Below are 14488 nucleotides of genomic sequence, written 5' to 3'. Positions count from 1 at the left end.
TGCAGGAAAGAATGCGGGTGGCCATCGTCGATGATGAACTGCTGGCGCGCGGCGTGCTGCGCGAATACCTGGCGGGCCATGACGATATCGACATCGTGGCCGAGTGCGCCAACGGCTTCGAAGCCGTCAAGGCCATCGCGGAACTGGAACCGGAACTGGTGTTCCTCGACATCCAGATGCCGCGCCTGGACGGTTTTGAAGTGGCCGAGCTGATCGGCGCGAAGACGCGGCTGATCTTTGTCACGGCCTACGACCAGTATGCCTTGAAAGCGTTCGAATGCCATGCCCTGGACTATCTGCTGAAACCGTTCAGCGAACAGCGCTTCGAGCAGGCGCTGGCCCATGCGCGCGCCCAGCGCAGCACGCCGGACGCTTCGGCTGCCGTGCAGGCGGTGGCGCGCGAGGCCGCCACGCGCGCCGCGCCGCTGGACCGCGTGCTGATACGCGACGGCGCGAAAGTCCACGTCATCGCCAGCGCGCGCATCGACTACATCGAGGCGCAGGACGACTACATCAGCATCCGCTCCGAAGGCAAGTCCTACCTGAAAAGCCAGCGCCTGAGCGAGCTGGCGGCGCAGCTGGACCCCGCCAAGTTCCTGCGCGTGCACCGTTCCTACCTGCTCAATATCGACGGCATCCGCCGCATCGAGGCGGCGACGAAAGACAGCCACGTGGCCATCCTGCGCGACGATACGAGGATACCCGTGAGCAAGGCCGGCTACCAGAAACTCAGATTACTGGTGGGCTAGCTGCACATCCCACCAGGTTGGCAAGAGCTGGCGGATTTCCGGCCGGGAAAAACGGTCGTCGATCAGGTAGACGACGCCCTGGTCGGACGTGGTGCGGATGACCCTGCCGGCCGCCTGCACCACCTTCTGCATGCCCGGATACAGATAGGTGTAGTCGTAGCCGGCGCCGAAGATGTCGCCCATGCGCTGGCGGATCTGCTCGTTGACGGGATTGATCTGTGGCAAACCCAGGGTGGCGATGAAGGCGCCGATCAGGCGCGCGCCCGGCAAGTCGATGCCTTCGCCGAAGGCGCCACCGAGCACTGCAAAGCCGATGCCGCGCGTCTCCAGGCCGAAGCGGCCCAAAAATTGCGCCCGGGCAGCATCGTCCATGCGGCGCGGCTGCTGCCAGATGGGCACGTCCGGGTAATGCTGGGCGAACAGGGTGGCCGTCTTTTCCAGGTAATCGAAGCTGCTGAAGAAGGCCAGGTAGTTGCCCGGCGTTTCCGCGTATTGCTTCGCCATCAGTTGGGCGATGGGCAGCAGCGAGGCGGCGCGGTGCTGGTAGCGCGTGGAAATGCTGTCGGCCACGCGCACGGACAGCTGCTGCGCCTGGAAGGGCGACTCCACGTCCACCCAGGCCGTGTCGTCCGGCATGCCCAGGGTGTCGCTGTAGTAATTCCACGGACTGAGGGTGGCGGAAAACAGGGCCGTGCTGTGGCTGGCCGCGAAGCGTTCCTTGAGAAACGGCGCCGGGACGATGTTGCGGATGCAGACGGTGGAACCGGTCTCCGTCCTGCTGACGTCGAACAGCGAGTGCGCGCCGAAGCTTTCCGCCAGGCGGTTAATCAGCAGCACGTCGAAATAAAAGCGCTGCAAGTCCTCGTCCAGCGTGGCCGCGTGCTCGGCCATGTAGTCGCCGATGGCCGTCGCCACGCCTTGCAGGGCGCCAAAGAATTTCTCGGGCAACACCGCATGCACGTGGTAGTCGCCATCCTGCTCCTTCAATAGGGCCGTCCACTGGCGCGCCAGGCGGTCCAGCGGCTTTTTCAAGGTGTCGGGCGCGAACTTGCGCAGCATTTTCAGGTCGATCTGCGCCAGTTCGGCCGTGTACATGCTGCGCGCGCGCGACACCATATTGTGCGCCTCGTCGACCAGCACGTTGACCTTCCAGTCGTGGGCCAGGGTCATGCCGTACAGCATGGCGCTGAGGTCGAAATAATAATTGTAGTCGCCGATGACGACGTCGCTCCAGCGCGCCAGCTCCATGCCCAGATAGTAGGGGCAAATACCCTGCTGCAAGGCGATGGCGCGCACGGCTTCCTTGTCCAATATCAAACCGCTGGCCAGCGCCACCTCGCGCGCCAGCGGCAAGCGGTCATAAAAGCCCTTGGCCAGCGGGCACGATTCGCCGTGACAGGCTTTGTCGGGATGCTCGCAGGCGCTGTTTTTCGCGCTCATTTCCAGCACGCGCAGGGGCAGCAGCGGGGCGCTGTCCTTGAGGATGGCGCAGGCGTCGAGCGCCATTTGCCGGCCCGGCACCTTGGCGGCGAGGAAAAACAGTTTATCGAGGCCATGCGCGGCCGTCGCCTTGAGCATGGGAAACAGGCTGCCCACCGTCTTGCCGATGCCCGTGGGCGCCTGCGCCAGCAAGCCGCAGCCGCGGCTGCTGGCCTTGTACATGGCTTCGGCCAGCTGGCGCTGTCCCGGGCGGAAGTCGGCATGGGGAAAGGCCATGGCCGTGAGCTGCGCATCGCGGCTGGCGCGGTGCGCCAGCTCCTGCTCGGCCCAGTCGAGGAACAGGGCGCAATGCTGCTCGAAGAACAGGCGCAGGGCTTCGGCCGTGCATTCCTCGTGCATGACGGTTTCCTTCTGGCTCACGATATCGAAATACACGAGCGCCACGCGCAGCATGGGCAGGTTCAGCTGCTGGCACAGCAAGTGGCCGTAGATGCGCGCCTGCGCCCAGTGCAGCTGGCGGTGGTTGGCGGGCATGGCGTCGAGTTCGCCCCGGTAGGTCTTGATTTCTTCCAGCTGCCGGCGCGCCGGGTCGTAGCCATCGGCGCGGCCCCGCACGTGCAAAGGCCCGAAGTCGCCGCACAGGCTGATTTCGCGCTGGTAATCGTCGTCGCGCCGGCCAGTGACGGTGGCGTGGCCCGCCATGCCCTCCTGCGCCGTGGGCGAGGGCGTGAACCGCAGGTCCAGGTCGCCCACCTTGGCCGTGAATTCGCACAGGGCGCGCACGGCGATCGTGTATTTCATGCACCCTCCCATTGCAGGTAGCACACGCTGACGGGCATGGCGTGTTCGGCGCAATAGGCGATCCAGCGCAGCTGGTTGTCTTGCAGGCGGTCGCCCGGACCCTTGACTTCGATCATGCGGTAGCGCCGTTCGGCCGGCCAGAACTGGATCAGATCAGGCAAGCCGCTGCGGTTGCTCTTGATGTCGAGCAAGATGCGCTCGAACGCCTTCTTCAGATGAACGGCCGGCATGCAGGCCAGCGCCAGGTCCAGCAAGCCGCCATCGAGCACCTCCCAGCTGACGAAGGGCGAGACGATGCCGTGCTTGGCGGCCAGGGTGGCACGGATGCTGGCCTGGTAGCTGCCGTCGTCCAGCCGGGCCAGGCAGGCGGCGAAGTCGCTGCTGCGGCGCAGGTAGAAATCGGCGCTGTGCAAGTCGGCCGGGCCGCGGTGGAAGGGGTGGAAGAAGGCGCCCGGCATGGCCTTGAAGATGGCGGGCCAGCACAGCAGGCCGAACAGCGAGTTGATCAGGGTGTTTTCCACGTAGTACACGGGAGAGTCTTCCTGCATCAGGTGTTGCTGCACCACGCCTTCCACGTAGCACGCCGCGCCCGGATGGGGCAGCAGCAGGTCGATGCGTTCCACGGGCGCGGGGGCGCTGGCCGCCTGCCTGGCGTGCCCCAGCTTGCGCCGCAAGCGGGGCGCCATGCGCAGCAGCAATTGTTGCTCCGCCTCGCTTTCCGGCGCGGCCAGGGCGATCAGCAGGCGCTCGTAGGCCGCCTGCGGCTGTTCATCTTTTTCCAGCACGCGGATGGCGCGGCCCCGCGCGCCCGGATAGCAGCAATCGGCGTAGGCGCGGTAGGCGGCGGGCCAGTCCTGGCATTTTTCCAGGTGCTGGGCAATCTGGAAGCGCAGCTTGTCGCGCCGGCTGGCCAGCCAGGTATTGTCTTGGGGTAATGGCAGCGCCGCCAGTTCCTGCAGCACTTCGTTCGCCGGCGCACTGTCGTTGTAGCGTTCGCGGCACTGGTGCAGCACTTCATAGTGCTCGATATCCTGGCGCGTGCGGAAACCGCGCGACTCGGGCGAGAATTCCACTTTTTCATATTGGTACACGCCCAGGTCGGACAGCACGAATTCCGACCAGTCCTGGTGATAATTGCCAAAGTAAATCAGGCGCAGGCGGTCGCACAGGGGCTGCAAGCCGATGCGGTACAGCACGTCGGTGCAGGCTGGAAACCACGCAGTCAGCGGTTGATCGTCCGCATGCAGTTCGCGCAAGGCGTCCAGCTGTTCGGTCTTGCGCGCCGCCTTCAGGGGCGCGACGAGGCCGAAGGCCTGGACGATTTCCCCTTTCAGCAGCAGCTCGAACAGTTCGGCCAGCGAAATGGCGGGATCGGCCTCCACCCAGCCCGTCGCCAGCAGGGGCAGGGCGGCCGCGCGCGTGTCGCCGATTTCCGGGTAATTGAGCTTGCTGGCGCGAAACAGGCAGCCCTTGCGCATGACGAGGCGCACGAACAGGGCGCGCGACGGCTGCGGCAGGGCGCCGAAGTCGGCAATGAATTGTGTTTCCTCAATACTCAGCAGGTCGGCGTAACGCGCGGCTATCCAGTTCAGCACATCCTGGAAATTGTCCAGATAGTACAGGGGATTTTCCAGGACTCTCAGCATGGGGATGGCAACAGGGCAAGTGGCAAGGTAAAGTATTTTACTGTGTTTATATACAGTTTAAACCTTCAGCCGCCGCTTGCCCAGCGATTTCATGTTCAGCCAGCCGTGCCGTAGGCAAAATCGCTGTCGAACTTTTCGTAGGGAATCAGTTCCTCGCGCAGGCGGGCCACTTCGATATCGGTCAGCAAGCCCCGGTGCGCTTGCCTGCGTCCTTTCGGCAACACCACCTCGTAATCGACGATGTCCCTGGCCAGCAAGGTTCGCAGCACGTCGGCTTGGGGCACCGTCAGGTAGCGCGCATGCGTGCCCAGCATGCTGGCCAGTTGCTCCCTGAATTCCTCGTCGCTGACTTCGTTGTAGGTATCCTGGTCCGCCATGCTGTTTAATAACATGTGGAACAGGAAGTCCTGCAGGTTCTTCGCCAGGTACTGGGCTTCATTCTGGTCATGCCACAGCAGCACGACGGGCATGTCGCCATCCTGCTGGCCTGAAGCGAAAAAACAGTAGTGGTCGCCCGCGCCCGTCTGCGCGAACGGGATGAAGCGGAAGGCGGGATCGATGTGCCGGTAGTCGTCGGGATCGGCCAGTTCTTCCATGGCTGCCGCAACGGCCTTGACGCTCAGCAACTCAAAATCGTCGGCGTGCAGCAGCAGGGTGGGAGTGTCCTTCAAGGCGGGATATACGCGCTCGTACCAGTCGGGGCCGTATTCGCCGACCGCGAGCATGCCGTCGCGGTCCAGCTGGCGATACAGGGAAGGGAAGGTGTAGCCGTGCCGCTGTTCGATCTCTGTCAGTGTCATGTTTGCCCTGGAAACGTGAATCATGGCGCCATGATAGCCGAGGCGGTGGCGCGCACGGCGGCAAGGAGGGGGTAATTAATAAACATATCCGTTTACTTATTTGGCATGGCCACGTATTCTTGCCGGATCACCTACGCCGAGGCTGCATGAAAAATATTCTCTTGATTTCCGCCGCCTGCCTGCTGGCGCTGCTGTCGACCATCGGCGCCTCCCTGCCATACCCGATCCTGCCTCCGCTGTTCGCGGCCGAGGCGCCGAATGCCTTCAACAATTTCCTCGGCTTGCCGTCGAAATTGCTGTTTGGCCTGGCGCTGACCATCAACCCGCTGGGCTTGCTGATCGGCTCGGCCCTGCTGGGCCCCCTGTCGGACCGCTATGGCCGCCGTCCCCTGCTGATGCGCACGGCCGTGGGCGCCGCCATCGGCCATGCCATCACGGCCTGGGCGCTGGTGATCCAGTCCTATCCCTTGTTCATCGTCGCCCGCTTCATCACGGGTTTGCTGGAGGGCAACGGCGCCGTGGCGCGCGCCATGCTGGCCGACCAATTGCAGGGGCCGCTGCGCCTGCGCGCCATGTCGTGGCTGAACGGCGCGTTTTACCTGGGCTGGCTGGTGGGGCCCATCCTGGCGGGCGCCACTTTGCATTGGGGCGTGACGGTGCCGTTCTGGATCGCCGCCGCCGCGCTGATGCTCGTCGCCGTGCTGGTGGCCGTGGGCTTGCCGCGCGAAACGCCCTCGCTATTGACGACGTCGTGGTGGCAAGTGGCGCGCGACCGCCATTCGCTCAATTTGCTGCGCCACGCGGAGCTGCGCACCTTGTTCATCGTGCAGCTGGCGCTCACCTGCGGCGTGGCCAGTTTCTACGAATTCTATCCGCTGTGGCTGGTCGAGACGGCCAATTACCATGCGCAGGAAATTGCCTGGGTGAATGTGGGCCTGTGCGGCACGATGACGATCACGTCCCTGCTGGCGGGCGGCCCCAGTCGTCACGCGCCCTTGCTGCGGGCCAGCTGGTATGCCTGCGGCGTGGCGCTGGCCGTCGGCATTCTGGCGCTGGGTAATATCTGGGTGGGCATCGCCGCCATCGTGCTGTTCGGCATTCCGAACGCGCTGTACAACACGGTGATACAGGGCTGGTGCGCCGAGCGCTTCAGCGCGCACGGGCAGGGCGCCGTGATGGGCTTGCTGGCCACCACCTTTTGCATCGCCAATATCGTCGTGGCACTCAGCGGCTCCGTGCTGACCCTGATCGACACGCGGCTGATCCTCGTCGCCGGCGCTGGCTGCGCCGCCTGGGCCGCGTGGCGCATGGCGGCGTGGCGCCGCCAGCTCGACGGTGCCGTCGACGCCGAGGCGGTGGCATGAGCACGGGCACGTCCGAACACACCCTGTTCCTGCTGAAGATGCGGGGGCCGCAGACGGCGCAGCAGCTGGCCGCCTTGCTCGACATCACCTCCATGGGCGCGCGGCGCCAGCTGGAAGCGGCGCAGGACAAGGGCCTGGTGGCGCACGAGGATATGGCCGACAAGGTGGGGCGCCCGTCGCGCCGCTGGCAGCTGACTGCGGCAGGGCATGCGCGCTTTCCCGACCGCCATGCCGACCTGACCGTGGAATTGATCGCGCAAGTGCAAGCCCTGTTCGGCGACGCGGGCCTCGACAAACTGATCGGCGCGCGCGAGCGCAGCAGCGAGCTGGCGTATGGCAAGCTGGTCGATCTGCGGCTTGATCTGGCGCAAAGAGTGGACAGCCTGGCGCGCGCGCGCGACGGCGAGGGCTACATGGCCCATGCCGAGCCGCAGGACGATGGCAGCGTGCTGCTGGTGGAAAACCATTGCCCCATCTGTGCGGCAGCCACGGCATGCCAGAATTTCTGCCGCTCCGAGCTGGCCATCTTCCAGCGGGTGTTGGGGGATGATTGCACGGTGGCGCGCAGCGAGTATCTGCTGGAGGGGGGGCGGCGCTGCGTGTACCGGATCGTGCCGGTGGGGTGAATCCCGGCAAAGGCCGGGGGCGTACCTTGCAGGGTACGCCCCCGGGACCTGCTCTTGGGGCGTGTTACTTTTTAGCCGCTTTCGGCTTGGCCGCAGGCGCCGCCTTGTCAGCCGTGGCGCTGGCGCCGCTCGTCGCCTTTTCCGTGGCTTGCGCCACTTGTGCGCTGGCCTTGGCGATCTGTTCTTCCACGGTTTTCACGGCCTGTTTCGTGGCCTTGGTGACTTGCTCGTAGCCGAGGAAGGCGTTGTCGATGGCGGCCTTGACGATGGCCACGGCGTTTTCCGAGCCGGGCGGCACGTTTTTCGTGACGTCGTAGATCAGGGCGCTCAGGTTGCTTTTCGCTTCGGCCACGTGGGCTTCGGCGGCCGTGGTGAATTCCGTGTGGATTTCCTTGATGATGTCGTCGAGCTGCTGTTTATACGCCTTCGCGCCGGCCACGCCCGGTTGCAGCTGGGCGGCTGCGGCGGCCATGGCGGCCTTCGGGTCCTTGGCCTGGCTGATTTCCTTGCCGGCGGCAAGGCCATCCTCGATGCCGGACTTGGCGGTGGCCATGTTCAGTGCCAGCACCTGTTCCACGCCTTGCACGGCCTTGGTGGTGAGCGTGTTGAAGGTCATCAGCTGGAATTCAAACAGGGCCTTGGTGGCCGATGCGAATTGTTCTGGATTCGTAAACATGTGGTCTCCTCGGTTTGAATAGATACGTTCTTATCGTTCCATACTCTTTCGACGCCGCATTGCCATCGCTTGTGTTCAAGCCGGTTTTCCCGTGTTGTCATGACCCCATTATTTAACAAGCGCCGGTTTTTCGCAACGGCTATCTTTGTACGGTCCTGAGGCCAGTTCCCAGCCAAATCCCAGGGTGGACTGGGCGCACGACAGGGTGCCGTCGACCTTGCTGCGCCATTTGTACCAGGGGGCCGGGCCGGCCATTGCGCCGGCGCACATGGCCAGCAGGATCGTGGCAAGGATGTATTTCATGGCACTGCTCCATCAGAGAACGTTGGCAGCATTGTAGCGCGCCTGCCAGTCAGATGGCACCCGCCTGGGGCGCCGCGGCGGGCAGCAGCAGGGTGAAGGTGGTGCCGGCGGGGCTGCTGCTGGCATCGATATGGCCGCCCAGCACGCCCGTGACGATGTTGTGCGCCACATGCAGGCCCAGGCCGGAGCCGCCGGAACCGAGTTTCGTCGTGAAGAAGGGGTCGTAGATGTGCGTGAGGTCGTCGGCGGGGATGCCCACGCCCGTGTCGGCGATGGCGAGGATGACGTCTTGTCCATCCTCGCTGCCGCGCGCCGTGATGCTGATGCTGCCGCCGCTGCGGCCCTCGAAGGCGTGGCGCAGGCAGTTTTCCAGCAGGTTGCTCAGTACCTGGCCCAGGGGGCCGGGATAGCTGTCCATGGCCAGGCCTTCCGGCACGTCTTGCGCCAGGCTCAGGCCGGCCGCTTTCAGCTGCGTGGACAGGGGCAGCATCAGTTCGGCAATGAACTGGCGCAGCAGGAAGTGGCGCCGCTGCGAGCTGGCGCGGTCGACGGCGATCTGCTTGAAGCTGGAGACCAGGTCGGCCGCGCGCTGCAGGTTGCGCAGCATGATGGCGTCCGCCTCGCCGGCCTGCGCCAGGTAGCTTTCCAGCTCGGAGCGGCGCAGGCCGTCGTGGAAGCTGGCCTGGATCTCGCGCGTGCGCTCGGCCATGGTGGTGGCGACGACCAGGCCGTTGCCGATGGGCGTATTGAGTTCGTGCGCGATGCCGGCCACGAGGGCGCCCAGCGCGGCCAGCTTGTCGCGGCGCACCAGTTCGCCCTGCGTGATGGACAGGTTTTCCAGCGCGGCTGCCAGTTCGCGGTTGGCCTGTTCCGACTGTTCCTTGGCCTGCGTCAAGGCCGCCGTGCGTTCGGCCACCAGTTCTTCCAGGTGGGTGCGGTGGCGCTGCAGTTCCCGTTCGTGGCGCATGCGGCCGATGGCGATGCCGGCCAGGTCGGTCGCCGTGTCGATCAGGCCCAGGTCGTGCGCATCGGGGCTGCGCACGTCGCGGTAATACATGGCGAACGATCCCAGCACGGCGCCATCCTGGCCGAAGATGGGGCGCGACCAGCAGGCGCGCAAGCCGAACGGCGCGGCCAGCTCGCGGTAGGGCGCCCACAGCGGGTCGCGCATGATGTCGCTGACCACCACGGGTTCGCGGCGGAACATGGCCGTGCCGCAGGAACCCACGCCGGGGCCGATGGCCACGCCTTCGAGCAGGGCCATGTATTCGGGCGGCAGGCTGGGGCCGGCCGCGCTGTGCATGTGGATGCCGTCGTCGTCGAGCAGCATGATGGAGCAGTACACGCCGCGCGACTGGCCTTCGATCAGCAGCAGCAGCTGGTTCAGGGTGGGAACCAGGGGCGCGCCCTTGGCCACCATTTCCAGCAGGGCGCTCTGGCCCGAGCGCATCGCTTCGGCCAGGTTGCGCTCCGTCAAATCGATGACGCGCGCATGCACCAGCTGGCGGCCCGGCACGGACAAGCGCATCAGGCGGATTTCGCAGGCGATCGCATGGCCGTCGCGGTGGCAGCAGCTGGCGCGGAAGACGACGATCTTGCCTTGCAGGGTGGCGCGTATCTTTTCTTCCAGCAACTGCGGCGAGGCGCGGCCATCTTCCTGCGTGCGGGGAAACAGCGGTTCCATGCCGCCCTGCAGCAGTTCGGCCAGCGGCATGCCGAACAGCTCCTCGGCCAGGTGGTTGGCGTCGATCAGCAGCTTGTTGTCGATGTCGAACAGCAGGACGGCATCGGGCGAGCCGGCCAGGATGGAGTGGTAATTGACTTCCAGCGTCTGCGGGTGCAGGGGACGCGGCGGCGTGGCGGGGCGGGGCATGGGCGCGTCGGCCTTGTGCAGCGCCAGTTCCATGAGGATCTTTTCCGCCACGTCGCGCGCATTGAAGGGCATCTTGATGTAGTCGGAAGCGCCAGCGCCCACGCTGCGGCCCTGTTCCTCGGCGCTGGGCGTGGCCGACATCAGCAGCAGCGGCACGCCGTGGCGCCCGCCCGCATTGCGCAGGCGCATGCAGGCCGCGCCGATATTCGTGCCCGCCAGGGCCGCATCGAGCAGGATCAGGTCCGTGCCGCCCGCGGCCAGTTCCACGCCTGCATCGACGTCGCCCGCCAGGCCCGTGCCCAGGTTGTGGCGGTCCAGCACATACAGCAGTTCGCGCACATCGTTCGGCGAATTGCTGACCAGCAGCACATTGGCCCGGTCGGTGATGGAGGAAATCAACTGATTCATGGTGTCGCGCCCTTACGCGGTTCATGGGACTAGTATTACATCAAGGCAAGTAGGAGTAAACGATAATTCTTGATGACGAAAAGCAATGCAGACGGGTCGCGTTCACGCGGCGTTTTTTGCCGCGGGCGCGGCCGCCAGGTCGGCGCGCGCCTGCTCGATGCGCGGGTAGTTGTCCTCGATCCAGTCGACCAGCGCGGCCAGCCGCTCGGCCGCCTCGCGCCCCAGCGGCGTCAGGCTGTATTCCACCTTCGGCGGGATCACCATGTAGGCCTGGCGCAGCACGAAGCCGTCGCCCGCCAGTGCTTCCAGGGTTTGCGCCAGCATCTTTTCGCTGACGCCGCCCACTTCGCGGCGCAGTTCGCTGAAGCGGCGCGTGCCGCTCAGCAGCAACACGAGCACCAGGACGGCCCAGCGGCTGGTGAGGTGGCTGAGCACGGCGCGCGAGGGGCAGGCGGCCGCCAGCAGGTGGGCCGCCTGGTTTTGCCGGGCAAGGGCGGCGCGCAGACTGGCGCCGGGAGTGTCTATATCCATGATAGGGTGTCCGTCTGGTTGACGCCGTCAGGCGCGGCTAGTTCGTGGCAAAAAAGAAATCCTATACTTACCAAAAGGTACGTACTTACAATAAGTTAGTAATACTTTTATTATAGGGTTTTACCACTCACCTTCCAAGGAGAAATCATGATCGTCATCACCGGCGCCGCAGGCAACCTGGGTCATCACGTCATTGCCAGCCTGCTCCAATCCGTTCCCGCAGCCAACATCATCGCCGCCGTGCGCACTCCCGCCAAGGCCGCCGACCTGGCCGCCAAGGGCGTGCAAGTGCGCCAGGCCGATTACAACGATGGCGCCAGTCTCGACAGTGCCTTCAAGGGGGCAACGAAGATCCTGCTGATCTCGTCGAGCGAAGTGGGCCAGCGCGCGCAGCAGCACCAGAATGTCATCGACGCGGCCAGGCGCGCCGGCGTGTCCCTGCTGGCCTATACCAGTGTCTTGCGTGCCGATACCTCGCCGCTGGGCCTGGCCGCCGAGCATGTGGTCACGGAAGCGGCCATCCGCGCCTCGGGCCTGCCATACACATTCCTGCGCAACGGCTGGTATCTGGAAAACCATACGGAACACCTGGCACCCGTGCTTGAGCATGGCGTCGTGCTGGGCGCGGCGCAAGACGGGCGTTTCTCGTCGGCCGCGCGCGCCGACTACGCGGCGGCGGCCGCTGCCGTGCTGACGGCGGCCCAGCCGCAAGCCATCTATGAACTGGCCGGCGACCACGGCTTTACCCTGACGGAATATGCGGCCGAAGTGGCGCGCCAGTCGGGCAAGGCGATCGTCTACAAGAATCTGCCGCAGGCGGACTTCAAGGCGGCGCTGGTGAGCGTGGGCGTGCCGGAAGGCTTTGCCGACCTGCTGGCCGATTCCGATGCGGGCGCGGCCAAGGGCGGCCTGGAAGACCATGGCAAGCAATTGAGCGCGCTGATTGGCCGTCCGACGACGACCCTGGCCGACGCCGTCAAGGCGGCGCTGGGCAAGTAAGCAAGAGGAAAGGGTGCCGCAGGCGGGAAAACCGCGCGGCATCTGCCGTGGAAGACATGCAGAAATGAAAAAAGCCGCAAACTCGTGAAAGTTTGCGGCTTTTTTGCGAATTAGGTAATGGTGCCCACGAAGGGACTCGAACCCCTACACCCGAAGGCACATGGACCTGAACCATGCGCGTCTACCAATTCCGCCACGTGGGCACTGATGCTGCTTGTTGCTGCTTACTGCGATGTCTTACTACTGTACTGCGGATCACAACGAAAACGACTCGTTGCTGGTGGTGCCCACGAAGGGACTCGAACCCCTACACCCGAAGGCACATGGACCTGAACCATGCGCGTCTACCAATTCCGCCACGTGGGCATTATGCTGCTGACTACTTTGCTACCTTACTACTTTTTACTGCGGACCACAACGATGAACAACTCGCTGCTGGTGGTGCCCACGAAGGGACTCGAACCCCTACACCCGAAGGCACATGGACCTGAACCATGCGCGTCTACCAATTCCGCCACGTGGGCATTGTTACTGCTTGCTGCTTGTCGCTGCATGTTCTGCAGCGAGGACAAAATCATAAGGGCTGGCGCGCATTCGGTCAATCAACATTTTGCACTTTTCTTCAAGAAACATGGTTTTTCTTCCGAAAATGGCTTTTCCCTATGAAAACTGCCTGTTTTTTCAGCGTATTTGGCGTCGTTGCTGCAATGCCAGCAGCATCAGCGCCAGGCATAGCAGCCATGCGGTGCCCGGCGCCGGGATGGCGTTCGGGGCGATATCCCAGCCAATGGCGTCCAGGGCCATCACGTCGTTCCAGCGCAGGCGCAGCAATTCGCCATACGCCACCGTCGGGTCCATGATGCCCAGGTGCAGGTTGTCGCGCCAGTGGCTGGCCTGGTCGCCGTCGCCGTGGTAGACGCCGTTGGCGAACAGGGGCCCGCGCGTGGCGCCGCGGTCGAGCGAAAAATATTTGTCGCGCTTGTCGGCGGTCCAGTCGATCACCCCGGCTGCGGCGCTCTCGGCGGAGTGGCGGAACAGGTCCAGTCCCGAGACGTAGGTAAATTCCGTGTCGTCGTATGGCCCGCCCAACGGCGGCGAATTGAAGTCGAGGATGTCCACGCCGCTGAGAAAGCCCAGCGCGTGCCCGATTTCATGCATGGCCACGCCGATGAAGTCGATGCTGTTGGCGCCGATGCCGTCGCCGGGATCGAAATCGAAGTTGAAATCGCTGTTGAACTGGATGAAGCCGTCGCAATTGCCGATGCAGCCGTCCAGTGATTGCGGCGGCGGCGCCAGGCCGACGGCCTTGGCTTCTGCGTTGCTCAATGATAAGAGGCGATTGTTGGCGTCGCCATTACTGTCGACATAGGGCAGGGCGCTGCCGGGGCCGTTGGGATTGTTGGCTGTGCGGTTGATCAGCATGCCGAAGCTGTCGCCCGTGGGCAGGTGCGCCAGTGCCTGCTGGTCGATGGCGGAAGTGGCGTCGGCGGCGAGGGCGCTGCGAAAGTCGCTGTAGCGGTAAAACGCTTCCGACGAGCCCGTCTGTCCCAGGATATTGCCTCCCAGCGAATTGAAGCCCACCGTCAGGTCGATGGTGACATTGTCTGTCAGCACGCGCGACCAGCGCGCGGCCGCCGCCTGGAATCCCAGTTGCGCCTGCAGCGAGGTACCGGGCACGTATTGCAGATGGAACAGGGGTGAGGCGATGGTGCCGGCAGGCAGGATCAGGGCGAGGACGGCGACGAGGCTTTTCATGGCAGCGCTCCGGAAATGGCGATGCCATCCTTCAGGCAAGAAGCGTGCTCGGCTTTAAAATCAGGGACTTGGCGCTTGCGAGGCTGGCAACTGTCAAGAATGCCGACAGGATGATTGGCGTCGACAATGAAAAAAGCCGCAAACTCGTGAAAGTTTGCGGCTTTTTAGCGAATTAGGTATGGTGCCCACGAAGGGACTCGAACCCCTACACCCGAAGGCACATGGACCTGAACCATGCGCGTCTACCAATTCCGCCACGTGGGCACTGATGCTGCTGTGACTTACTACATTTTACTGCTCGAGTATTTGTTGCAAAACAACTCACTGCAACAATTCTGCTATTATAGCGACTTGAAGAGTTTTGCGCCAGATGAGCTTTCGCTCCATACTGCACATCAACCCTGTACCGCTTTCCTGCAACTGCATTCCCGTGAAGGTTTGTCGCTGCAAGAGACCGAGATTATAGAGCAATATTTGCCGAAGTCAAATGCATTGCGCAGCTTTTCTCCTTTTTTTC

12 protein-coding genes and 4 tRNA genes are annotated in these 14488 nt (G+C 64.0%); 4 read left to right on the top strand and 12 right to left on the bottom strand.

The annotated features are described in order from the left end of the window. Positions 1–11: 11 nt before the first annotated feature. A complete protein-coding gene (locus AC07VL_RS22685) occupies positions 12–749 on the top strand; it encodes a LytR/AlgR family response regulator transcription factor (RefSeq protein WP_494807883.1) in 738 nt (245 codons plus the stop codon). On the opposite strand, the gene AC07VL_RS22680 is transcribed toward AC07VL_RS22685, so the two are convergent. From AC07VL_RS22680 to AC07VL_RS22670, 3 genes are all read right to left on the bottom strand, one after another. After that, the gene (locus AC07VL_RS22680; RefSeq protein ID WP_494807853.1) at positions 735–2990 is read right to left on the bottom strand and encodes an ATP-dependent DNA helicase; all 2256 of its coding nucleotides are present in this window, start codon (positions 2988–2990) and stop codon (positions 735–737) included. The two genes, AC07VL_RS22685 and AC07VL_RS22680, sit on opposite strands and share 15 nt — an antisense overlap. Then, positions 2987–4636, bottom strand: coding sequence for a VRR-NUC domain-containing protein (locus tag AC07VL_RS22675; protein ID WP_494807852.1), 1650 nt, complete (start codon positions 4634–4636; stop codon positions 2987–2989). Before AC07VL_RS22675 ends, AC07VL_RS22680 begins: the two co-directional genes overlap by 4 nt. A 95-nt stretch (positions 4637–4731) precedes the next feature. Then, positions 4732–5436 carry an SMI1/KNR4 family protein gene (locus tag AC07VL_RS22670; protein ID WP_494807851.1) on the bottom strand — a complete coding sequence of 235 codons (705 nt, stop codon included), beginning with the start codon at positions 5434–5436 and terminating at the stop codon, positions 4732–4734. Between the two features lie 146 nt (positions 5437–5582). Here AC07VL_RS22670 and AC07VL_RS22665 point away from each other — a divergent pair, with 146 nt between their 5' ends. Together AC07VL_RS22665 and AC07VL_RS22660 are read left to right on the top strand one after the other, a co-directional pair. Next, positions 5583–6800 carry an MFS transporter gene (locus AC07VL_RS22665; protein ID WP_494807850.1) on the top strand — a complete coding sequence of 406 codons (1218 nt, stop codon included), beginning with the start codon at positions 5583–5585 and terminating at the stop codon, positions 6798–6800. Beyond that, complete coding sequence (locus AC07VL_RS22660) at positions 6797–7426, top strand: helix-turn-helix transcriptional regulator (protein WP_494807849.1); 630 nt, start codon at positions 6797–6799, stop codon at positions 7424–7426. Before AC07VL_RS22665 ends, AC07VL_RS22660 begins: the two co-directional genes overlap by 4 nt. A 64-nt stretch (positions 7427–7490) precedes the next feature. On the opposite strand, the gene phaP is transcribed toward AC07VL_RS22660, so the two are convergent. From phaP to AC07VL_RS22640, 4 genes are all read right to left on the bottom strand, one after another. Next, positions 7491–8102 carry a TIGR01841 family phasin gene (gene phaP / locus AC07VL_RS22655; protein ID WP_494807848.1) on the bottom strand — a complete coding sequence of 204 codons (612 nt, stop codon included), beginning with the start codon at positions 8100–8102 and terminating at the stop codon, positions 7491–7493. A gap of 108 nt (positions 8103–8210) precedes the next feature. Further along, the gene (locus AC07VL_RS22650; RefSeq protein ID WP_290604601.1) at positions 8211–8405 is read right to left on the bottom strand and encodes a hypothetical protein; all 195 of its coding nucleotides are present in this window, start codon (positions 8403–8405) and stop codon (positions 8211–8213) included. 49 nt (positions 8406–8454) lie between these two features. After that, complete coding sequence (locus tag AC07VL_RS22645; protein WP_494807847.1) at positions 8455–10686, bottom strand: ATP-binding protein; 2232 nt, start codon at positions 10684–10686, stop codon at positions 8455–8457. 102 nt (positions 10687–10788) lie between these two features. Further along, the gene (locus AC07VL_RS22640; RefSeq protein WP_494807846.1) at positions 10789–11217 is read right to left on the bottom strand and encodes a winged helix-turn-helix transcriptional regulator; all 429 of its coding nucleotides are present in this window, start codon (positions 11215–11217) and stop codon (positions 10789–10791) included. Between the two features lie 147 nt (positions 11218–11364). Here AC07VL_RS22640 and AC07VL_RS22635 point away from each other — a divergent pair, with 147 nt between their 5' ends. After that, positions 11365–12216, top strand: a complete 852-nt coding sequence (locus AC07VL_RS22635; protein WP_494807845.1) for an SDR family oxidoreductase — start codon at positions 11365–11367, stop codon at positions 12214–12216. 118 nt (positions 12217–12334) lie between these two features. Here the strand turns inward: AC07VL_RS22635 and AC07VL_RS22630 are convergent. The 5 genes from AC07VL_RS22630 to AC07VL_RS22610 form a co-directional block, all read right to left on the bottom strand. Beyond that, positions 12335–12419 (bottom strand) — tRNA-Leu (locus AC07VL_RS22630). 78 nt (positions 12420–12497) lie between these two features. After that, a tRNA-Leu gene (locus tag AC07VL_RS22625) sits at positions 12498–12582 on the bottom strand. Between the two features lie 73 nt (positions 12583–12655). Beyond that, positions 12656–12740: transfer RNA gene (locus tag AC07VL_RS22620), tRNA-Leu, on the bottom strand. Positions 12741–12897: 157 nt separating this feature from the next. Further along, positions 12898–13971, bottom strand: coding sequence for an NF038122 family metalloprotease (locus tag AC07VL_RS22615; RefSeq protein ID WP_494807844.1), 1074 nt, complete (start codon positions 13969–13971; stop codon positions 12898–12900). A gap of 179 nt (positions 13972–14150) precedes the next feature. After that, positions 14151–14235, bottom strand: a tRNA-Leu gene (locus AC07VL_RS22610). Positions 14236–14488: the final 253 nt, after the last annotated feature.

The organism is Janthinobacterium sp. GW821-FHT03C08 (genome assembly GCF_059420905.1).
The sequence above is the reverse complement of the archived record's forward strand: the minus strand, read 5'-3'. Positions and strand labels throughout refer to the sequence as shown.